Origin of the sequence: Streptomyces odontomachi (assembly GCF_024435355.1) — a bacterium.
GTDB classification, from domain to species: Bacteria; Actinomycetota; Actinomycetes; order Streptomycetales; family Streptomycetaceae; genus Streptomyces; species Streptomyces odontomachi.
The window spans coordinates 1-21,342 of record NZ_JAMJWG010000047.1 but is presented as its reverse complement, the minus strand read 5'-3'; the positions used below and the strand labels follow the sequence as shown (position 1 = coordinate 21,342).

Annotated in this window: 17 protein-coding genes; 9 read left to right on the top strand and 8 right to left on the bottom strand. The window is 71.1% G+C overall.

The window, feature by feature from the left end; translation table 11 throughout:
* The first annotated feature begins 43 nt into the window (after nt 1-43).
* The 5 genes from NQO67_RS42365 to NQO67_RS42345 all read left to right on the top strand — a co-directional run bounded on the left by NQO67_RS42365 (nt 44) and on the right by NQO67_RS42345 (nt 7,639).
* Nucleotides 44-1,144, top strand: a complete 1,101-nt coding sequence (locus tag NQO67_RS42365; RefSeq protein WP_255955973.1) for an ABC transporter substrate-binding protein — start codon at nt 44-46, stop codon at nt 1,142-1,144.
* 360 nt (nt 1,145-1,504) lie between these two features.
* A complete protein-coding gene (locus tag NQO67_RS42360; RefSeq protein ID WP_255955967.1) occupies nt 1,505-2,293 on the top strand; it encodes an ATP-binding cassette domain-containing protein in 789 nt (262 codons plus the stop codon).
* Nucleotides 2,290-3,588: a sugar ABC transporter permease gene (locus tag NQO67_RS42355; RefSeq protein ID WP_255955966.1), complete on the top strand. Its 1,299-nt coding sequence runs from the start codon at nt 2,290-2,292 to the stop codon at nt 3,586-3,588. Before NQO67_RS42360 ends, NQO67_RS42355 begins: the two co-directional genes overlap by 4 nt.
* A gap of 376 nt (nt 3,589-3,964) precedes the next feature.
* Nucleotides 3,965-5,890, top strand: a complete 1,926-nt coding sequence (gene dxs, locus NQO67_RS42350) for a 1-deoxy-D-xylulose-5-phosphate synthase (RefSeq protein ID WP_255955965.1) — start codon at nt 3,965-3,967, stop codon at nt 5,888-5,890.
* Nucleotides 5,891-6,154: 264 nt separating this feature from the next.
* Nucleotides 6,155-7,639 carry an amino acid permease gene (locus NQO67_RS42345; RefSeq protein WP_255955964.1) on the top strand — a complete coding sequence of 495 codons (1,485 nt, stop codon included), beginning with the start codon at nt 6,155-6,157 and terminating at the stop codon, nt 7,637-7,639.
* Nucleotides 7,640-7,707: 68 nt separating this feature from the next.
* On the opposite strand, the gene NQO67_RS42340 is transcribed toward NQO67_RS42345, so the two are convergent.
* A complete protein-coding gene (locus NQO67_RS42340) occupies nt 7,708-8,331 on the bottom strand; it encodes a TetR/AcrR family transcriptional regulator (protein WP_255955963.1) in 624 nt (207 codons plus the stop codon).
* Between the two features lie 149 nt (nt 8,332-8,480).
* Between NQO67_RS42340 and NQO67_RS42335 the strand changes: the two genes are divergently transcribed.
* The 3 genes from NQO67_RS42335 to NQO67_RS42325 all read left to right on the top strand — a co-directional run bounded on the left by NQO67_RS42335 (nt 8,481) and on the right by NQO67_RS42325 (nt 10,718).
* Nucleotides 8,481-9,140: a peroxiredoxin-like family protein gene (locus NQO67_RS42335; protein WP_255955962.1), complete on the top strand. Its 660-nt coding sequence runs from the start codon at nt 8,481-8,483 to the stop codon at nt 9,138-9,140.
* A 63-nt stretch (nt 9,141-9,203) separates the two neighbouring features.
* On the top strand, nt 9,204-9,962 hold the full coding sequence (locus NQO67_RS42330; protein WP_255955961.1) for an SDR family NAD(P)-dependent oxidoreductase: 759 nt from the start codon (nt 9,204-9,206) through the stop codon (nt 9,960-9,962).
* Between the two features lie 81 nt (nt 9,963-10,043).
* Nucleotides 10,044-10,718, top strand: a complete 675-nt coding sequence (locus NQO67_RS42325; protein ID WP_255955960.1) for a haloacid dehalogenase type II — start codon at nt 10,044-10,046, stop codon at nt 10,716-10,718.
* Nucleotides 10,719-10,942: 224 nt separating this feature from the next.
* On the opposite strand, the gene NQO67_RS42320 is transcribed toward NQO67_RS42325, so the two are convergent.
* The 6 genes from NQO67_RS42320 to NQO67_RS42295 all read right to left on the bottom strand — a co-directional run bounded on the left by NQO67_RS42320 (nt 10,943) and on the right by NQO67_RS42295 (nt 18,485).
* Entirely contained in the window at nt 10,943-11,338 is a 396-nt protein-coding gene (locus NQO67_RS42320) for an NTP pyrophosphohydrolase (RefSeq protein WP_255955959.1), read from the bottom strand.
* 149 nt (nt 11,339-11,487) lie between these two features.
* Nucleotides 11,488-13,620 (bottom strand): 3-hydroxyacyl-CoA dehydrogenase NAD-binding domain-containing protein, encoded by a 2,133-nt coding sequence (locus NQO67_RS42315; protein WP_255955958.1) that lies wholly within the window; start codon nt 13,618-13,620, stop codon nt 11,488-11,490.
* Nucleotides 13,617-14,843 carry a thiolase family protein gene (locus NQO67_RS42310; protein ID WP_255955957.1) on the bottom strand — a complete coding sequence of 409 codons (1,227 nt, stop codon included), beginning with the start codon at nt 14,841-14,843 and terminating at the stop codon, nt 13,617-13,619. The genes NQO67_RS42315 and NQO67_RS42310 overlap by 4 nt, the downstream gene beginning before the upstream one ends.
* Nucleotides 14,844-15,167: 324 nt before the next feature.
* Entirely contained in the window at nt 15,168-16,463 is a 1,296-nt protein-coding gene (locus NQO67_RS42305) for a ribonuclease D (protein ID WP_255955956.1), read from the bottom strand.
* 142 nt (nt 16,464-16,605) lie between these two features.
* A complete protein-coding gene (locus tag NQO67_RS42300) occupies nt 16,606-17,268 on the bottom strand; it encodes a LuxR C-terminal-related transcriptional regulator (RefSeq protein ID WP_255955955.1) in 663 nt (220 codons plus the stop codon).
* A gap of 536 nt (nt 17,269-17,804) precedes the next feature.
* The gene (locus NQO67_RS42295) at nt 17,805-18,485 is read right to left on the bottom strand and encodes a DUF3000 domain-containing protein (RefSeq protein ID WP_255955953.1); all 681 of its coding nucleotides are present in this window, start codon (nt 18,483-18,485) and stop codon (nt 17,805-17,807) included.
* A 102-nt stretch (nt 18,486-18,587) separates the two neighbouring features.
* Between NQO67_RS42295 and hemE the strand changes: the two genes are divergently transcribed.
* On the top strand, nt 18,588-19,811 hold the full coding sequence (gene hemE, locus NQO67_RS42290; RefSeq protein ID WP_255955952.1) for a uroporphyrinogen decarboxylase: 1,224 nt from the start codon (nt 18,588-18,590) through the stop codon (nt 19,809-19,811).
* Nucleotides 19,812-19,907: 96 nt separating this feature from the next.
* Here hemE and NQO67_RS42285 read toward each other — a convergent pair whose 3' ends face one another.
* Nucleotides 19,908-21,302, bottom strand: a complete 1,395-nt coding sequence (locus NQO67_RS42285) for an FAD-dependent oxidoreductase (RefSeq protein ID WP_255955951.1) — start codon at nt 21,300-21,302, stop codon at nt 19,908-19,910.
* Nucleotides 21,303-21,342: the final 40 nt, after the last annotated feature.

Sequence of the window (21,342 nt, the reverse complement as noted above, 5' to 3'; positions counted from 1 at the left end):
GCGACGCGGCCTCGTCAGGGAGGTTTCTTAAGTGAACACGCTTATGCGTCGTGCTGCTGTGGGGATTGCTGCCGGTGCCGTGGCCGTCTCGCTGGCTGCCTGTGGCAGCGCCAAGGAGTCGGGCGGCGGCAGTGACAAGAGCAGCGCCAAGAAGGGCGATGACCTCACGATAGGTCTGCTGCTTCCGGATGTGGTGACGGCCCGCTACGAGAAGTTCGACAAGCCGCTGATCGAGAAGAAGATCAGCGAGCTGACCGGTGGCAAGGCCACGGTCAAGTACGCCAACGCCAAGTCGCAGGCGCCCACGCAGAGCCAGCAGGTCGAGACCATGATCACCAACAAGGTCGACGCGCTGATCGTGGACCCGGTGGACTCCAAGGCCATCGCGGGTTCCGTGAAGAAGGCCCAGGACGCCGGTATCCCGGTCGTCGCCTACGACCGTCTCGCCGAGGGCCCCATCAGCGGCTACACCTCCTTCGACAACAAGGAGGTCGGCAAGGCCCAGGGCACCGCGCTGCTGAAGGCGCTGGGCGACAAGGCCAAGTCCGGCAAGGTCGTCATGATCAACGGTTCCATCACCGACCCGAACGCCAAGGACTTCAAGGACGGCGCCCACTCCGTCCTCGACGGCAAGGTCAACATCGGCAAGGAGTACGACACGCCGGACTGGGACGCCCAGAAGGCCAACGGTGAGATGGAGGGCGCCCTCACCGCGCTCGGCAAGAACAAGATCGTCGGCGTGTACTCCGCCAACGACACCATGGCGGGCGGCATCATCACCGCCCTCAAGTCCGCGGGCCTGAGCAAGATCCCGCCGGTCACCGGTCAGGACGCCGAGCTCAACGGTGTGCAGCGGATCGTCACCGGCGACCAGTACATGAGCGTCTACAAGCCGTACCCGAAGGAGGCGGAGGTGGCCGCGGAGATGGCCGTCGCCCTCGCCAAGGGTGAGAAGGTCGACTCCGTCGCCAAGACCACGGTCGACAGCCCCACCACCAAGGGTGTGCCCGCGGTGCTCGTCCCGGTCATCTCGCTGACCAAGGACAACATCAACGACACCGTCGTCAAGGACGGCATCTACACCGTCAGCCAGATCTGCACCCCGAAGTACAAGTCCGCCTGCGACAAGATCGGTCTGAAGTAGGCCGGAGACGGTCGAATGCCGACCGAGCGGAACCAACGGGGCCCCGGGTGTCACCGGGGCCGCCGTGAGGCCTGTCCGGCGCTCCGCCCCGATATCGCCCCGCAGCGAGTGCGGGGCGCCGGACAGAACCCCCGAGGGCCAGGCCCCCGGGACCCTTTCCCGCTCCGGACGGCGTTCCCCGCCCCCCACCTTCGACCGTTCCTCTCGCACTTCCGACCGCAGCATCGGCGCCGTCGCCGGGCTGCGGCATCGCTGCGCAGTTCCTGCGCCTGCTTCTCGCGCAGTCCCTGCGCTTTTCCGATCGACCTCCGCGCCTGACCCCCCGGGCGCGGCATCCCCGCCGGTCAGGCGGCGAAGGAGATGGTTCACGTGTCCGCTACGCCCGTGTTGGCGTTGCGCGGGGTCTCCAAGCGGTTCGGTGCCGTCCAAGCGCTCACCGACGTAGAGCTTGAGGTCCACGCCGGCGAAGTCGTCGCCCTGGTCGGCGACAACGGCGCCGGAAAGTCCACGCTGGTCAAAACGATCGCCGGTGTGCACCCCATCGATGACGGCGTCATCGAGTGGGAGGGTGCCGGCGTGCAGATCCACAAGCCGCACGACGCCCAGAACCTGGGCATCGCCACCGTCTACCAGGACCTCGCGCTGTGCGACAACATCGACGTCGTCGGCAATCTCTTCCTCGGTCGTGAGCTGCGCAAGCGCGGTGTGCTCAACGAGGTCGAGATGGAGCGCCGCTCCCGTGAGCTGCTGAAGACGCTCTCCATCCGGATCCCCAGCGTGCGCATCCCGATCGCCTCGCTCTCCGGTGGTCAGCGGCAGACGGTCGCCATCGCCCGCTCCATGCTCGGCGAGCCCAAGCTCGTGATCCTCGACGAGCCCACCGCGGCACTCGGCGTCGAGCAGACCGCGCAGGTCCTCGACCTGGTGGAGCGGCTGCGCGAGCGGGGGCACGCGGTGATCCTCATCAGCCACAACATGGCTGACGTGAAGGCCGTGGCCGACCGGGTCGCCGTCCTGCGGCTGGGCCGCAACAACGGCATCTTCGACGTCAAGTCGACGTCGCAGGAAGAGATCATCTCCGCCATCACCGGCGCCACGGACAACGCCGTGACCCGTCGTGCGGCCCGCAACGGGGAGGCTCAGAAATGAGCGTCGAAAAACTGACCAAGACCTCGTCCCCCGCCGGCGAGGGTGCCGTGAACACGGAGGCCGCGCCGGACGCGGTGGCCGCCGTCGACCCCCGGCTGCTGGTGCGCGAGCAGGGCTTCGCGGGCTACCTCACCGAGTTCAAGCGCCGGATGCGCTCCGGCGACCTGGGCGCCGTTCCAGTCGTCGTCGGCCTGATCATCATCTGGGCGATCTTCTCCTCCCTCAACTCCCGCTTCCTGACCGCCGAGAACCTGAGCAACATCTCGGTCGCGATGGTCGGCACCGGCATGATCGCGGTCGGTATCGTCTTCGTCCTGCTGCTCGGCGAGATCGACCTGTCGGTCGGCTCCGTCAGCGGCGTCGCAGGAGCCATCTCCGCCGTGCTCGCGGTCAACCATGGTGTGGCCGAGTGGGAAGCGGTGATCGTCGCCGTGGTCTCCGGCGCGGTGATCGGCATCCTGCACGGCTTCTTCTTCGCCCGGGTCGGCGCGCCCGCGTTCGCGGTCACCCTGGCGGGGTTGCTGTTCTGGCAGGGCCTGATGCTGCAACTGCTGGGCTCCGACGGCACGATCAACCTCGACGGGGACGGCCTGATCGCCAACCTGACCTCGTACTACTTCGCGGACGTGGCCGCCGCGTACGGTCTCGCCCTGGTCGCGGTCGTGGTCTACTTCCTGACCGCGTTCTTCGACAGCCGCCGCAGGGTCGCCGCCGGAGTGCCGTCCAGGCCGTTCAGCGAGATCCTGCTGCGCACGGTGCTGCTGGCCGTCGTCGCCTTCGCCGCCGCCATCATGTTCAACCAGTACAAGGGGCTGCCCCTGGCGCTGGTGATCTTCCTCGCGGTGCTGGTGCTGACCGACTTCATCACCCGGCGCACCCCCTACGGCCGCAAGATCTTCGCGCTCGGCGGCAGCGTCGAGGCGTCCCGCCGTGCCGGTATCAACGTCACGGCGGTGCGCATCTCCGTGTACGCCATCGCCGGCACCTTCGCGGCCATCGGCGGTGTCTTCCTGGCCTCCAAGATCGCCGCGGCCAACCAGAACGCGGGCGGCGGTGACCTGCTGATGAACTCCATCGCCGCGGCCGTCATCGGCGGCACCAGCCTCTTCGGCGGCCGGGGCCGCACCTGGAACGCGCTGCTCGGTGTGATGGTGATCACCTCGATCCAGTACGGCCTCTTCCTGGAGGGCATCGCCACGCCGGTCCAGTACATGATCACCGGTGGGGTGCTGCTGGCCACGGTCTGCATCGACTCGATCAGCCGGCGGACCCAGCGGACGGCGGGGCGCGCCTGAGGGACGCCCCGCCGAGGGGGGTGTACCTGCTGCGCCCTCCGGGCGCCTCGTAGGGGGCGTGGGGAACTGATGCGGTGCCGGCGTGCTCGCCGGTGGTCGGCTGCGATGCTGCCCCTTGGGGTGGTGGTGACCTGCGGGTTGCGTTGTGGCTGGTGGCGCAGTTCCCCGCGCCCCTTTGTGCGCGTTTTGGGCGCCCCCGGGGGCTGCACCCCTGGGCGGGGCGTGGGGGCTGGGGGGGTGCGCCGGGGGTGGGGGGTGTGCTCCTGGCTGTGGGTGGGTGAGGGGCGGCCCGGGGATGCGCTCGGCGGATGCGACATTAGACTCGGGCCAGCCCGGAAAGTCGTACCGCCGAGTACGCCCGATGCAAGGAGGACCGGTGCCGCTGCTGAACAGCATCAGGGGGCCACGTGATCTGGACCGGCTCAGCCCCGAACAGCTGGATGAGCTGGCCGCGGAGATCCGGACCTTCCTCGTCGACGCGGTGGCGAAGACCGGTGGCCACCTGGGGCCCAACCTGGGTGTCGTCGAGCTGACCATCGCCCTGCACCGTGTCTTCGACTCCCCGAAGGACCGGGTGCTGTTCGACACCGGGCACCAGTCGTACGTGCACAAGCTGCTCACCGGCCGTCAGGACTTCTCCCGGCTGAAGATGAAGGGCGGGCTGTCCGGCTACCCGTCCCGCGCCGAGTCCGCGCACGACGTGATCGAGAACTCGCACGCCTCCACCGTGCTGGGCTGGGCCGACGGCCTCGCCAAGGCCAACCAGCTGCGCGGCCGCGGCGACCACGTGGTGGCCGTCATCGGCGACGGCGCGCTGACCGGCGGCATGGCCTGGGAGGCGTTGAACAACATCGCGGCCGCCAAGGACCGCCCCCTCGTCATCGTCGTGAACGACAACGAGCGCTCCTACGCCCCGACCATCGGTGGCCTCGCCAACCACCTCGCCACCCTGCGCACCACCGACGGCTACGAGCGCTTCCTGGCGCGCGGCAAGGACATTCTGGAGCGCACCCCGGTCGTCGGCCGGCCCCTGTACGACACGCTGCACGGTGCCAAGAAGGGGCTGAAGGACTTCATCGCCCCGCAGGGCATGTTCGAGGACCTGGGCCTGAAGTACGTCGGCCCCATCGACGGCCACGACATGGAGGCCCTGGAGTCCGCCCTGGCCCGCGCCAAGCGTTTCAACGGGCCCGTCATCGTGCACTGCATCACCCAGAAGGGCCACGGCTACCAGCCGGCTGAGGAGGACGAGGCGGACCGGTTCCACGGCATCGGGCCCATCCACCCCGAGACCGGCCTCCCGCTGTCCGCGTCAGGGCCCGACTGGACGTCCGTCTTCGGCGAGGAGATGGTCAAGCTCGGTCGGGAGCGCGACGACATCGTGGCGATCACCGCGGCCATGCTCCAGCCGGTCGGGCTGAAGAAGTTCGCCGCGGAGTTCCCCGACCGGATCTACGACGTCGGCATCGCCGAGCAACACGCCGCGGTGTGCGCCGCCGGTCTGGCCAGCGGCGGCCTGCACCCGGTCTTCGCGGTCTACGCCACGTTCCTCAACCGCGCCTTCGACCAGCTGCTGATGGACGTCGCCCTGCACCGGTGCGGTGTCACCTTCGTGCTGGACCGGGCCGGCATCACCGGCACCGACGGCGCGTCCCACAACGGCATGTGGGACATGTCGATCCTCCAGTGCGTGCCCGGCCTGCGGATCGCCGCCCCGCGCGACGCCGACCAGGTCAGGCGCCAGTTGCGCGAGGCCGTCGAGGTCGACGACGCGCCGACCGTGGTGCGCTACTCGAAGGGCGCCGTGGGGCCGGCGGTGGAGGCCGTCGGCACCGTCGGCGGCATGGACGTGCTGCGCGAGGCCGGCACGCACGACCCCGATGTGCTGCTGGTGTCCGTGGGTGCGCTGGCCCCGATGTGCCTGGAGATCGCCGCCCTCCTCGACCGGCAGGGCATCTCCACCACCGTCGTCGACCCGCGCTGGGTGAAGCCCGTCGACGAGGCCATGGCCCCGCTCGCCGAGCGGCACCGCGTCGTGGTCACCGTCGAGGACAACTCCCGCGTCGGCGGCGTCGGCTCCGCGGTCGCGCAGGCGCTGCGGGACGTGGGCGTCGATCTGCCGCTGCGTGACTTCGGCATCCCGCCGCGCTTCCTGCAACACGCCTCCCGCAAGGAGGTCATGGCCGAGATCGGGCTGACCGCGCCCGACATCGCCCGTCAGGTCACCGGTCTGGTCGCCCGTATCGACGGCCGCTTCGAGGGCCCGACGACCGCCGAGGCCGTGGAGCGGGCCAGGGACTAGTCCCTCCGGTACGCAGGCCGGCCCTTCGGGGTCGGCCTGCGTCGCGTGGGCGCGCGGTGCGTGATGCACCCGTTTGCCGGACACGGCCCGCCCCGACGGTGGCGACCGTGACCGGTTTTCGGGAAGATGTGCTGTTCGTCGGGGAAAACGGGTGTGCAACGAGTACGCCCGGAGGCCCCACGCATGCCGTGGCGTGCTCTCCCGTTCGTGTTGACGAAGGCACATCGCCCCCGGTGGGCGACGGAGCCTCGGGAGGTACCACGCGTGAGGAACACCCTCTTCCGGACGAAGGGCGTCGAGCAGTCGATCCGCGACACCGAGGCCCCCGAACACCGCCTCAGGAAGACCCTGTCGGCGCTGGACCTCACCGTCTTCGGTGTCGGTGTGGTCATCGGCACCGGCATCTTCGTGCTCACCGGCAAGGTGGCCAAGGAGACGGCAGGACCCGCGACCGCGCTCGCCTTCGTCGTCGCCGGCGTGGTCTGCGGCCTCGCCGCGCTGTGCTACGCGGAGTTCGCCTCGACGGTGCCGGTGGCCGGCTCGGCCTACACCTTCGGCTACGCCTCGCTCGGCGAGTTCCCCGCCTGGATCATCGGCTGGGACCTCATCCTGGAGCTCGCGCTCGGCTGCTCGGTGGTGTCCGTGGGCTGGTCGGGCTATCTGCGCTCGCTGATGGACACCGCAGGCATCTCCATGCCGCAGACCCTGAGCGGGCCCAGCAGCGGCGGCGCCTTCGACCTGCTCGCCGCGCTCCTCGTGGTCGTCCTCACCGGCATCCTCATCGCCGGCGTGAAGCTGTCCTCTCGGGTCACCAGCGTCATCGTCGCGACCAAGGTCACGGTGGTGCTGCTCGTCATCGGGGTGGGCGCCTTCTTCGTCACGGGCGCGAACTACCACCCGTTCATTCCCCCCGCCCAGGAGGTCACGGGCGGCTCGGGGCTCTCCGCGCCGCTCATCCAGCTAATCGCCGGTTACACCCCGTCCAACTTCGGCGTGATGGGCATCTTCACCGCCGCGGCGGTGGTCTTCTTCGCGTTCATCGGCTTCGACGTCGTCTCCACCACCGCCGAGGAGACCCGCAACCCGCAGCGCGACATGCCGCGCGGCATCATCGGCTCCCTGATCATCTGCACCCTGCTGTACGTGGGCGTGTCGATCGTCGTCACCGGCATGGAGAACTACCGGAACCTGTCCACGGACGCACCTCTCGCCGATGCCTTCAAGGCCGTCCACCACCCGTTCTGGGCGGGGCTCATCAGCTTCGGTGCCGCGGTCGGCCTGACGTCCGTCTGCCTGATCCTGCTGCTCGGCCAGACCCGGGTGTTCTTCGCGATGAGCCGGGACGGGCTGCTGCCGCCCGCCTTCTCCCGCGTCCACCCGCGCTTTCGCACCCCGTACCGCACCACGATCCTGCTGGGCCTCATCGTCGCCGTGGTCGCCGGGTTCACCTCCATCGACGTACTCGCCGAACTGGTCAACATCGGCACCCTCTTCGCGTTCGTGGTGGTCGCCCTCGGCGTACTGCTGCTGCGCCGCAACCGTCCCGACCTGCCCCGTGCGTTCCGCACCCCGCTGGTGCCGCTGGTGCCGATCCTGTCGGTCCTCGCCTCGCTGTGGCTGATGCTCAACCTGCCCGCCGAGACCTGGGTGCGGTTCGCCGTCTGGATGGCCGTCGGCGTGATCGTCTACGCCTGCTACGGGCGCGTGCACAGCCGGCTGAACCCGGATGTGGCGGCGCGTGAGCGGTGACGTGACGGCAGGGCGGCGCCCGGTAGGTGCTCGTACTGCGCCGCGCCCCCGACTCTCCGGTCGCAGCGCTAGCCGTCGGCGTGGCGGTGGATGCGGTCGATCATCGCGTTCAGGACGGCTTCGAGGGCCGCGGTGTCGCGTCGCAACTGCGTCATGAGCAGGCCCCCTTGCAGCGCCGTGAGCAGGGCGAGGGAGAGGTCACCGGTGTCGGCTTCCGCGTCCAGCTCGCCCCGCTCCTGCATGGCCGCCAGCCCGTCGCGGATGGCGCCCTCCCACTGGGCGTAGCCCGTCGCGAGCCTCGCGCGGGCCTGCGGGTCGGTATCGGAGAGTTCGGCGGCCAGGGACCCGAGGGGGCAGCCGCCCTGGCAGTCGCGGGCACGCTGCGCCTGGACGACGGCGTCCCGCCACGCCTCCAGCGCCTCGAAGCTGTCCAGGCGGTGCAGCAGGGGCCGCTGGAAGGCGAGAACCTGCTCGGTCTGGTACTCGATCACGGCCTGGACGAGGGACTTCTTGTCGCCGAAGTAGTGGTACAGCTGCGAGGGGCTGGTCACCTGGGCGGCCTGGATGATGTCCTCCGTGCTGGTGCCCGCCACACCCCGGTCGTACATGACGGCCGCTGCTGCGGCCACGATGCGGTCGCGCGTGGCGCGCCCCTTCGCAGTCAGGCGCCGCGTCTCCGTGCTGCTGCTCACCCGGCCAGGTTAACAGGCCGTCCCTCGTTTCTAGAGTTGACATTCTATTTTCGGTGGCCCCAAGATTAGAGCCATCGATCTAAAACTCCCACCGATTCCCCTCCCGCCGGGTACCCCTCCCACTCCCACCCCTCGACGCAAGGACGGACATGAGCAGCCCCATCGCCGACCAGGTCGCCGATCTCACCGAGAGCATGGCCACGCAGGTGCCGACCGACGTGCTGGAGGCCTCCCAGGCCGAACTGGCGGAGCTGGACGCCGCCGGAGTGCCGACCGGCGTCGCTGCGGTGGGCACGCCCATCCCGGACGCCCCGCTACTCGACGCCCACGGGAACCCCACCACCCTGCGGCAGGCGCGCGCCGGCCGCCCCGCCGTCATCGTGTTCTACCGCGGTGCATGGTGCCCGTTCTGCAACGTGGCCCTGCGCACCTACCAGCGCGAGCTGGCCGCAGAACTGGACGCGCGAGGGGTCGCCCTGGTCGCCGTCAGTCCGCAGAAGCCGGACGGCTCCCTGACCATGGCCACGGCCGGCGAGCTCTCCTTCGCCGTGCTGTCCGACCCCGGCAACGCCCTCGGCCACGCCCTGGGCATCGTCACCCGGCCGCATGACCGGACCCGCCGGGCCCAGGCGTCCCTCGGCCTGGACCTCGCCGAGGTGAACGCCGACGGCACCCCTGACCTGGTCATGCCGACCGTGGTCGTCCTCGATGCCGAGGGCGCGGTGCGATGGATCGACGTCCACCCCAACTACACCACGCGCACCGAACCCCAGGACATCCTTGCGGCCGTCTCGCAAATGGTCGGGTGAACCGACCCGCACCTCGAGCATGCCGGCGTCCTGGCGCTCATCTTCTTCCGAACGGAGCAGTACGTGTCCCTGAACGGCAAGGTCGCCCTGGTCACGGGGGCGGGCCGGGGCATCGGACGTGCCCTCGCCACCGCCCTCGCCGAGTCCGGTGTGCGGGTGGCGTGCGTCGCACGCAGCGAGGACGAGCTCTCCCGCACCGTCGAGCTCATCACGTCCGGCGGGGGCAGCGCGGTCGCCGTCCCCGCCGACCTGGGCGATGCCGGCACGGTGCCGGACGTCGTGCACCGGGTGACCGCGGAGCTCGGCAGTCCTGACCTCCTCGTCAACAACGCGGCCACCGTCGAACCGCTCGGCCCCAGCACCGACATGAAGCCCGACGCCTGGCACGCGGCGTTCACTCTCAACGTGATCACCCCTGCTGCGCTGTCCGCGGCGCTGCTGCCCGGGATGACCGGAGCAGGATGGGGCCGCATCGTCAACGTCTCCAGCGGCATCGTCGCCCGCCCCGGCACGATGATCGGCGGCAACGCCTACGCGGCCACCAAGGCCGCCCTGGAAGCCCACTCGCTCAACCTCGCCACCGAGGTGGCAGGGACCGGCGTGACCGTCAACGTCTACCGGCCCGGAACCGTGGACACCGCCATGCAGGCATGGATCCGCCGTACCGGACGAGGACGCCTCGACGGGGCCACCTACACGCGCTTCGTGCGCAACCACGAGGAGGGCGGGCTGATCAGCTCCGACGACTCGGCGCGTGCCCTCCTGGACCGGCTCGCCGGTGACGCCACCGGCCAGGTCTGGGACGTCCACGACTCCCGCTGACGGCACCGCGGCACCCGACTGCCACGCGCCCGATGCGCACCCGCCCCACGCTGTCCCCCGACCTGGAACGGATTGCCCGCCATGGCCCGAGTACTGGCTTTCGACGTCAACGAGACCCTGCTGGACCTGAGCGCACTCGACCCGACCTTCGAAGCGCTCTTCGGCACCGCGACGCACCGAGCGCAGTGGTTCGCCCAGATGCTGCAACTGTCCTTCACCGGGGGCCTGACCGGTTCCTACGTCAACTTCACCGACGCCCAGCGAGCGGCCCTCCGCATGCTCGCCCAACGTGAGGGCGTGCGGCTGAACGACGAGCAGGTCGAGACGACGGTGGCCCTGATGAGTTCGCTGCCGCCCCATCCCGAGGTGCCCACGGCCCTGGCGCGGCTGAAAGCCACCCCCCTGCGCATGGTGGCCCTGACGAACTCCGTCCAGGGCGTGGCGGAGCGGCAACTGCGCAACGCCGGAATCCGGGACCTCTTCGACCGTGTGATGTCGGCCGACGCCGTCCGCAGGCTCAAGCCGGCGCCCGAACCGTACCTGGCGGTCGCCACCGCGTTCGACGTCGACCCGGGCGACGTGCGGCTGGTCGCCGCCCACTCCTGGGACGTGACGGGCGCCCTGCACGCCGGCTGCAAGGCGGCGTTCCTGCAACGTCCCGGAGCCGTGCTCAGCCCCCTCGGCCCCCGGCCCGACATCGTCGCCGACAACCTCCAGGAGCTCACCGACCTCGTCATCACCCGCGACTGCCCTTGACCGACCGCCCGGCCACCGGTGGCCTCCCGCAGCCCACCGCCCCGCGCCGTCCGGCCCCGCCCCTCGGGGTGTCCTTCGCAACGCTCGCCGAGTCCCTCAGGGCCCCGGGCCGTCACGAGCACCGACTGCACCGCGTCACCGACCCGGTGTAGCCGGTCGAACGGCGCACCCGGGTGCGAGGGCCCCGCCCACCGAGGACGGGTCCGTCGGAAGGACCCGCGGACCTACCGCCGGTCGCCCCCGTACACCGCGCGCGGCCCCACGACCTCGGCGCCGTGCTCGGCGACCCGCCGCCGCAGCTCCCGGTCGGCCGTGGCCACCACGCAGGGGCGCCCCGCGGCCGCCGCCTCGGCGGCCAGCTCCACGATCCGGTCGTCGCCGCTGCCCGGCGCCTCGTCCACCCGCACACCCGGCACCGACGCCACCCCGCGCGCCGCGCCCTCCACGACCAGGACCACGTCCATCGGCTCCGGTCGGCCGGGGATGCCCTGCTCGGCGTGCGGCACCAGACGGTCCCGCAGGCGCTCGGCGGCGCCCCGGCGGTCGCGCCACCAGCCGTCGGGCACGGAGCCCACCACATTGGCGGCGTCGACGATGAGCACGGTCTGCGGCGCCGTCACGGTCACCGGCCTCCTTCGTGCGCCGGGGCTCGGACGGCCCGGCGGTGGTGGTGTGCTGCCCGACCTGCGGTGGAGGAACGCGGCGGGCCGTGCCGGAGACCGTAGTGGTCTTCGGCACGGCCCGCATGCGTTCCGGTAGAGCGGCCGCGTCACGCGGGGACGCTGGCCACACCCAGGTCCAGGAACCGCTTGCCGTTCACCCGTTCGCTGACGCCCTCGCGGTCCAGGTACGGGGTGATGCCACCCAGGTGGAAGGGCCATCCGGCGCCGGTGATCAGGCACAGGTCGATGTCCTGGGCCTCGGCGACCACACCGTCGTCGAGCATCAGCCGGATCTCCTCGGCGACCGCGTCCAGCACCCGGGCCCGGGTCTGCTCCTCGGTCAGCGCGGTGTCACCCTGCCGCAGCAGCGCCGCGACCTCCGGGTCCAGCTCCGGCTTACCGCTGTCGTGCACGTAGAAGCCGCGCTTTCCGGCGTCCACGACCGCCTTCAGGTTCGGGGACACCTTGAACCGGTCGGGGAACGCGCCGTGCAGCGTCTCGGAGACATGCAGTCCGATCGCGGGACCGACCAGTTCCAGCAGCACCAGCGGCGACATCGGCAGCCCCAGCGGCTCGACGGCGCGCTCGGCGACGTCCACCGGGGTGCCCTCGTCGATCACGTTCTGGATCTCGCCCATGAAGCGGGTGAGGATGCGGTTGACGACGAACGCGGGCGCGTCCTTCACTAGGACCGCGGTCTTCTTCAGCTTCTTGGCGACGGCGAACGCGGTGGCCAGCGCCGCGTCGTCGGTCTGCTCGCCGCGGACGATCTCCAGCAGCGGAAGGATCGCGACCGGGTTGAAGAAGTGGAAGCCGACCACCCGCTCGGGGTGCTTCAGCTTGGCCGCCATCTCGGAGACCGAGAGCGAGGAGGTGTTGGTGGCGAGAATGGCGTGCTCCGGCGCCACCGCCTCCACCTCGGCGAACACCTGCTGCTTGACGCCCATCTCCTCGAACACGGCCTCGATGACGAAGTCCGCGTCGCCGAAGCCCTCGGCCTTGTCGAGCACGCCGGTGACCAGGGCCTTGAGACGGTTGGCCTTGTCCTGGTTGACACGGCCCTTGAGGAGTAGCTTGTCGATCTCGGCGTGCACGTACGCCACGCCCTTGTCGATGCGCTCCTGGTCGATGTCGGTGAGCACCACCGGCACCTCGAGGCGGCGCAGGAAGAGCAGTGCCAGCTGCGAGGCCATCAGCCCGGCGCCGACCACACCGACCTTGCTGACCGGGCGCGCCAGGCTCTTGTCCGGGGCGCCGGCGGGGCGCTTGCCGCGCTTCTGCACCAGGTTGAAGGCGTAGATGCCGGACCGCAGCTCACCGCTCATGATCAGGTCGGCGAGGGCCCGGTCCTCGGCGTCGTAGCCCTGCTGGAGGTCGCCGTCCTTGACCGAGGCGATGATGTCCAGCGCCCGGTACGCGGCCGGCGCGGCGCCGTGCACCTTGCTGTCGGCGATCGCCCGGCCGTGCTCGACGGCCCGGTCCCAGGTCTCCCCGCGGTCCAGCTCGGCGCGTACCACCGCGGTCTCGCCGTTGAGCACGGACGCCGTCCACAGCAGCGACTGCTCCAGGAAGTCGGCGCCGTCGAAGAGCGCGTCGGCGATGCCGAGCTCGTGCACCTGCTCGCCCTTGAGCTGCCGGTTCTGGTTCAGGGAGTTCTCGATGATCACCGAGACGGCACGCTCGGCGCCGATCAGGTTCGGCAGCAGCGTGCAGCCGCCCCAACCCGGCACCAGGCCGAGGAAGACCTCGGGCAGCGAGAAGGCCGGCAGTGCCCGGGAGACCGTGCGGTAGGTGCAGTGCAGGCCGACCTCGACGCCGCCGCCCATGGCCGCGCCGTTGTAGTACGCGAAGGTGGGCACCGCGAGATGGGCGAGCCGCTTGAAGACGTCGTGGCCGCCCTTGCCGATGGCCAGCGCGTCCGCGTGGTTCTTCAGCAGCTCGACGCCCTTGAGGTCGGCGCCGACGGCGAAGATGAACGGCTTGCCGGTGACGCCGACGCCGACGATGTCGCCGTCCGCCGCCTCCTTCTCTACCTGGTCGAGCGCCACGTTCAGGTTCGCCAGGGACTGCGGTCCGAACGTGGTGGGCTTGGTGTGGTCGAAGCCGTTGTCGAGCGTGATCAGCGCGAAGCGACCAGCGCCCTTGGGGAGGTCGAGGTGGCGTACGTGCGCCTGGGTGACCACCTCGTCGGGGAACAGCTCCGCTGCGCCCTTCAGCAGCTCGGCGGTGGTGGTGCTCACTTGGTGCCTCCGGCGTCGGTGAAGTGCGGGTTCTCCCAGATGACCGTGGCGCCCATGCCGAAGCCGACGCACATGGTGGTCAGGCCGTAGCGGACCTGCGGCTGCTCCTCGAACTGGCGGGCGAGCTGGGTCATCAGCCGCACGCCGGAGGAGGCCAGCGGGTGGCCGAAGGCGATGGCGCCGCCGTACTGGTTGACCCGCGGGTCGTCGTCGGCGATGCCGTAGTGGTCCAGGAAGGCCAGGACCTGCACCGCGAAGGCCTCGTTGATCTCGAAGAGGCCGATGTCGGAGATGTCCAGGCCGGTCCTGGCGAGCGCCTTCTCGGTGGCCGGGATCGGGCCGTAGCCCATCACCTCGGGCTCGACGCCCGCGAAGGCGTAGCCGACCAGGCGCATCTTGACCGGCAGGCCGTTGGCGCGCGCGAAGTCCTCGGAGGCGACGAGGGAGGCGGTGGCGCCGTCGTTGAGCCCGGCGGAGTTCCCGGCGGTGACGCGGCCGTGCACACGGAACGGCGTCTTCAGGGTCGCCAGGCCCTCCAGGGTGGTGCCCGGGCGCATCGGCTCGTCGGCGGTGGCCAGGCCCCAGCCCGTCTCCCCGCCCTCAGGGCTCGTGCGGCGCACCGAGATCGGCACCAGGTCCTGCTGGATCTGGCCGTTCGCGTACGCCTTCGCCGCCCTCTCCTGGGAGCGCACGGCGTAGGCGTCGGTGCGCTCCTTGGTCAGGTGCGGGAGGCGGTCGTGCAGGTTCTCCGCGGTCATGCCCATGAACAGGGCGGACTCGTCGACGAGCTTCTCGCTCACGAACCGCGGGTTGGGGTCGACGCCCTCACCCATCGGATGCCGGCCCATGTGCTCCACACCGCCCGCCACGGCGACGTCGTACGCACCGAAGGCGATGGAACCTGCCGTGGTGGTGACGGCGGTCAGCGCGCCGGCACACATGCGGTCGATGGAGTAACCGGGCACGGACTCCGGGATGCCCGCGAGGATCGCGGCGGTCCGGCCGATGGTGAGGCCCTGGTCGCCGATCTGGGTGGTGGCGGCGACGGCCACCTCGTCGATCCTGGCCGGGTCGAGGGCGGCGTTGCGCCGCAGCAGCTCCCGGATGGATTTCACCACGAGGTCGTCGGCCCGGGTCTCGTGATAGATGCCCTTCGGGCCTGCCTTGCCGAACGGGGTGCGGACGCCGTCGACGAAGACGACGTCCCTGACGGTACGAGGCACGATGGCTCTCCTCCAGACGCGTGACACGGCCGCGGGTGCGCTGTGCGCGGCCCAGTCGATGCTACTTACGAGTAACCATACGGGTAAGGGGCTGCGGGGGGCGGCGTGGGTCACATCGGGGTGCCCCAGGCCTGCACGGTGCGCCCTCAAGGGGCGCGGGGAACTGCGCGGGCACCCCACCGCCGGTCGGTGGTCCGGATGCGGCAGGAACAGCCCCTTTGGGGCGGTGGCGACCCGCAAGGTCGGGTCGTGGCTGGTCGCGCAGTTCCCCGCGCCCCCTTTCGCCGCCTCGGCGCCATCGAGGGGTGGCCGCAAGGCGTCGGGTTACTGGGACAGCGCGCTGACCAGCAGGGGAGTGACCTGCTCTATTTGCCAGGCGCGTGCACCGTGGCCGGCGAGGGCCGTACCGATCGACTCGGGGGTGAGGGGGGTGGGCGGCTCCCAGCACACTCGGCGTACCGCGTCGGGGGAGATCAGGTTCTCCTGCGGCATGTTCAGCCGCTCGGCGAGCGCGGAGACACCGGCACGGGCGGCGGACAGCCGGGCTGCGGCGGCCGGGTCCTTGTCCGCCCAGGCACGTGGCGGCGGGGGGCCGGCGGTCGACTGTCCGGGGCCGGGCAGGGCCGATTCCGGCAGGGCCTTCGCCCGGTCGACGGCGCTCTGCCAGTGTTCGAGCTGGCGCCGCCCCACTCGGCCGAAACCGGACAGCTGGGCCAGGGCCGCCGTGTTCGTCGGCAGGGCCAGTGCCGCCTCGACGATCGCCGCGTCACCGAGCACCTTGCCCGGCGAGATGTCACGCCGCTGCGCGATCCGGTCGCGGGTCTGCCACAGCTCCCGAACCACTGCCATCTGGCGCCGCCGGCGCACCTTGTGCATGCCGGAGGTGCGTCGCCAGGGGTCCTTGCGCGGTGGGGTCGGGGGCGCGGCGGCGATCGCCGCGAAGTCCTGCCGTGCCCAGTCCAGCTTGCCCTGCCGGTCCAGCTCCTTCTCCAGCGCGTCACGCAGATCGACCAGCAGCTCCACGTCGAGCGCCGCGTAGCGCAGCCATGGCTCGGGCAGCGGGCGGGTGGACCAGTCGACCGCGGAGTGGCCCTTCTCCAGGACGAAGCCGAGCACGTTCTCCACCATCGCGCCGAGGCCCACCCGGGGGTAGCCGGCGAGCCGGCCGGCCAGCTCGGTGTCGAAGATCCGGGTGGGCACCAGGCCTATCTCGCGCAGGCACGGCAGGTCCTGTGTCGCGGCGTGCAGCACCCACTCGGCGCCGGTGATCACCTCGCCGAGCGCGGACAGATCAGGGCAGGCCACCGGGTCGATCAGGGCGCTACCGGCGCCGGCGCGGCGCAGCTGCACCAGATAGGCGCGCTGCCCGTAGCGGTAGCCGGAGGCGCGCTCGGCGTCCACGGCGACGGGGCCGGTGCCCGCGGCGAAACCCGCGACCACCTCGGCCAGCGCATCGGCGTCGGCGATCACCGGCGGGATTCCGTCGCGCGGCTCCAGCAGGGGGGTGGGCCCTTCGACAGCGACGCCGTTCTCCGGAGGCTGCGGTGCCGGCGGCTGCTGCCGCTGGCTTCCGGGGGTGCGCAGAGGATGGTCGGCTGCGGTTTCTTGGGCGTCGGTCACCTGTCAAGGGTATCCGTGGATGCCCGTCGCCCGCCGCCGTAACCGTCTGCGCGCGTAGCGCTCGGTTGAGGGGGTCGTGGCCGGGGGTCGGGGCGCCCGGGGCTCCGATGGGGTGCCGCCGGGGCCCCGGGCTGCCGGGCTGTCAGTGGATGATGCCGGTGCGTAGCGCCACCGCGACCATGCCGGCCCGGTCGCCGGTGCCGAGCTTGCGCGCGATACGGGCGAGGTGGCTTTTGACGGTCAGCGCCGACAGGCCCATGGAGACACCGATGGCCTTGTTCGACTGGCCCTCCGCCACCAGCCGCAGCACTTCCACTTCGCGGCCCGAAAGCTCGCGGTAGCCGCCCGGGTGGCTCGGGGCGCCCGGGGGGCGGCGGTGCATACGGGCCGCCGCGGCGCCCAGGGGGGCGGCTCCGGGGCGGATGGGCAGGCCCACGTTGGTGCGGGTGCCGGTGACGACGTAGCCCTTCACGCCGCCTGCGAGGGCGTTGCGTACGGCGCCGATGTCGTCGGCGGCGGACAGGGCGAGGCCGTTGGGCCAGCCTGCGGCTCGGGTCTCGGACAGCAGCGTCAGGCCGCTGCCGTCGGGCAGATGGACGTCGGCGACGCAGATGTCGCGTGGATTGCCGATACGGGGTCGTGCCTCCGCGATCGACGACGCCTCGATGACATCGCGCACGCCGAGCGCCCACAGGTGGCGGGTGACGGTGGAGCGGACACGCGGGTCGGCTACGACCACCATGGCGGTCGGCTTGTTCGGGCGGTAGGCGACCAGGCTTGCGGGCTGCTCAAGGAGAACGGACACCAGGCCTCCTGGGGTGCGGACTTCGGCCGGCTCGGGGTTGAAACCGGAGGGAATGTGATTTCAAGGTCACAGACGTCTTCGGCAGCCCACCCGTCTGCCTTTAGGGAATGATCACGATTTGGTGAGTAATAATTCGTGCGATTCGGACACGCGGTCGATCATCCAGAGATCGAACCAGGTCGCTGCGAGCTCGAAAGTGCCCGTATTCGGCATGGCTGTGTATGGCCCGGCATGGCGCGAAGGCGCCCCGCATCGCCCGGCAGCGCACGTCGCCGTCCTGAAGCGCTCGGTGTCGTGCTGCACCGCCTCGGCCGTCGCGTCGATGACGCCGGGCCGCGGGTGGCGGGCTGTGATCGGTTGGGATCGACGTGGACCGGTTGGGATCGGCCCGGATCGATCTTGGGACGCCTCCTTGGACGTGCTGTGCGGAGCACGCCTGAGAAGTGCCTCTCATCCGGGAGGCACCCAGGAGCGCGGCGAAGAGAACTCCGCGGCGAAGAGAACTCCGAGGCGAGAATCCGAGGAGAGACGCGTCCCTAGGAGGGCCGCGGTCCCCTCCGCTGCGGTAGCGACACCACCGACGGGTCGCCCGGGACCACCGGCGGCAACCCCGCCACCTGGCAGAGCAGCTCGCACCAGGCGCCCAGATGGGATGCCGTGTCCGGTACGGAGTCCGGTCCCTCACGTGGTGTCCATGACGCGCGGATCTCGATCTGGCAGGTCGCCGGCCGGTCCGCGAGCCCCCCGAAGTGCTGGGAACTCGCCCGTGTCACGGTGCCGCTCGGTTCGCCGAACGCGATCCCGCGGTCCTGAAGGGCGCCGGTCAGCCAGGACCAGCACACCTCCGGGAGCAGCGGATCCGCCGCCATCTCCGGTTCCAGCTCCGCGCGTACCAGCGTGACCAGCCGGAACGCGCCCTGCCAGCCTTCGTGCCCACCCGGGTCGTGCAACAGCACCAGGCGTCCGTCCGCCATGTCCTCGTCGTCGTCGACGACCGCGGCCTCCAATGCGTACGCGTACGGGGCGAGCCGGCGCGGTGGCCGCACCGGTTCCAGTTCGATGCCGGGGCGCAGCCGCGCCGACAGCAGCGCGTCCACGGCGGCCTGGAAGCACGCCGGGGTCTGGTCCCCCGTATTGCGTGGGATCCGCCCCGTGCCGTCGTCCGTCCCGTTGGCGCCGTCGGCGCCGTCCGACAGTCGTCCCTGAGCCGCAGCCATGCGGGGAAGAGTAAGGGGAACGGGCGCCCGGCGCAGGGAGGAACACCGGGTGGCGCGCGGGCTGTCCGGATCGTGCCCATGGACCGTGCGAGACTTTGCCCTGTGAGTGCCTACGACATGTCCTCGACCCTTCGCACGCGTCGCACGGAGGCCGGCCTCGAAGAGGGCCCGCAGCCCGGCTCGGCGACGCACCCCCACGCCGTCTTCGACGTCCGGCACAGTCCGGGCACCGGCGCCGAGGGGACGGGGGGCGCGAGGGGCGCCGGGGGCTCGGCCGCCGCCGCGTCGATCAGCGAAGAGTTGTCGCAGTCGGCGTTCCTGAAGGCGTGCCGGCGCGAGCCCGTGCCGCACACCCCGGTCTGGTTCATGCGGCAGGCCGGGCGCTCCCTGCCGGAGTACCACAAGGTGCGCGAGGGCGTCCCGATGCTGGAGTCGTGCACGCGGCCCGACCTGATCGCCGAGATCACGCTCCAGCCGGTGCGCCGGCACGGCGTGGACGCGGCGGTCTACTTCAGCGACATCGTCGTACCGCTCAAGGCGATCGGTATCGGGCTCGACATCAAGCCAGGCGTCGGCCCGGTCGTGGACGAGCCGATCCGTACCCGCGCCGACCTGGCGCGGCTGCGTGACCTCACGCCCGACGACGTCTCCTACGTCACCGAGGCCATTGGCCTGCTCACCGCCGAGCTGGGAGCGACCCCTCTCATCGGGTTCGCCGGTGCGCCGTTCACGCTGGCCAGCTATCTGATCGAGGGCGGCCCGTCCCGCAACCACGAGCGGACCAAGGCCCTCATGTACGGCGACCCGCAGCTCTGGGCGGACCTGCTGGACCGCCTCGCGGAGATCGCCGCGACCTTCCTGAAGGTGCAGATCGAGGCGGGCGCGTCGGCGGTGCAGCTCTTCGACTCCTGGGTGGGCGCGCTGGCGCCGGCCGACTACCTGAGCCATGTGCTGCCCGCCTCCGCGAAGGTCCTCGCCGCGGTGGCCGGCTACGGCGTGCCGCGCATCCACTTCGGCGCCGGCACCGGTGAACTGCTCGGGCTGCTCGGGCAGGCCGGGGCGGACGTCGTCGGTGTCGACTGGCGCGTGCCGCTGGACGAGGCGGCACGCCGGGTGGGCCCCGGCAAGGCGCTCCAGGGCAATCTGGACCCGGCCGTACTGTTCGCGCCCGAGCGGGTCGTCCGGGAGAAGGCCGCTGAGGTGCTCAGCGCCGCACGGGGCCTCGAGGGGCATGTCTTCAACCTGGGGCACGGCGTGCTGCCGTCGACGGACCCCGACGCGCTGACGCGGCTGGTGGACTTCGTCCACAGCGAGACGGCGGTGTAGGCGCCGGGCCGCGTCCCCCGCACGAGACCCGAGACCTCCCCGTACGAGAGGGCGAGACCGCGGGGGACGCGAGGCAACCGGCCGCGAACGGATGGCTCAGCCGGTGCGCTCCTGTACCGCACGCACCGCCTTGCGGGCCGCCACCAGGATCGGGTCCCACACGGGGGAGAACGGCGGGGCGTACCCCAGGTCGAGCGCGGTCATCTGCTCGACCGTCAGTCCCGCCGTGAGGGCGACGGCGGCGATGTCCACGCGCTTCGCCGAGCCCTCCCGGCCGACGATCTGGGTGCCCAGCAGTCGTCCGGTACGGCGCTCGGCCAGCATCTTCACCGTCATCCGGCCGGCCTCCGGGTAGTACCCGGCGCGGTTGGTGGACTCGATGGTGGCCGTCACGTACTGGCGGCCGACCGCCCGCGCGTCCTTCTCGCGCAGTCCCGTCCGGGCGATCTCCAGGTCGCAGATCTTGCTGACGGCGGTGCCGACGACACCCGGGAACGTCGCGTAACCGCCCCCCACGTTCGTGCCGATCACCTGGCCCTGCTTGTTGGCGTGGGTGCCCAGCGCGATGTGCCGTTCGCGGCCGCCGACCAGGTCCAGCACCTCGACGCAGTCGCCGCCCGCCCAGACGTTGTCGTGACCGCGCACCCGCATCGCCAGATCCGTGCGGAGCCCACCGTGCTCGCCCAGCGGCAGGCCGGCCTCGCGGGCGAGCGACGTCTCGGGGCGCACGCCGATGCCGAGGACCACGATGTCCGCCGGGTACTCGGCGTCCTCGGTGACCACCGCGCGGGCCCGGCCGTCGTCGCCGGTGCGGATCCCGGTGACCTCCTCGTCGTTGCGCACCCGGATGCCCATACCGGTCATCGCCTTGTGCACCAGGCGGCCCATGTCGGGGTCGAGGGTGGACATCGGGGCGTCGGAACGGTTGACGACGGTCACCTCGTAGCCGCGTTTGAGCAGCGCCTCGGCCATCTCCAGGCCGATGTAACCGGCGCCGACCACCACCGCGCGCCTGCCCGGTGCATGGTGCAGGCCGTCGAGCAGCGCCTGCCCGTCGTCCAGGGTCTGCACGCCGTACACCCCGGGTGCGTCCATGCCCGGCAACGGCGGGCGTTCGGGCCGGGCACCGGTGGCGATCACCAGGTCGTCGTAGCCGGTCCACGTCTCGGTCCCCGACGCATGGTCACGGCTGCGCACCCGGCCGCCCGCCGGATCGAGCTCGACCACCTCGGTCCGCAGCCGTACGTCGATCTCCCGGGCACGGTGCTCCTCGGGCGAGCGTGCCACCAGGGCCTTGCCCTCCGGCACGGTGCCGGACACCCAGTACGGAATCCCGCACGCGGAGTACGACGTGAAACGCCCTCGCTCGAAGGCGATGATCTCCAACTCCTCGGCGCTCCTGAGACGGCGTGCCTGCGACGCGGCGGACATGCCCGCCGCGTCACCACCGATGACCACCAGACGCCGGCGGCCCTGTCGTGAAGCATTCATGAGCACACGCTAGGCCCTGTCGTCAAACTCCCGTCTGCCC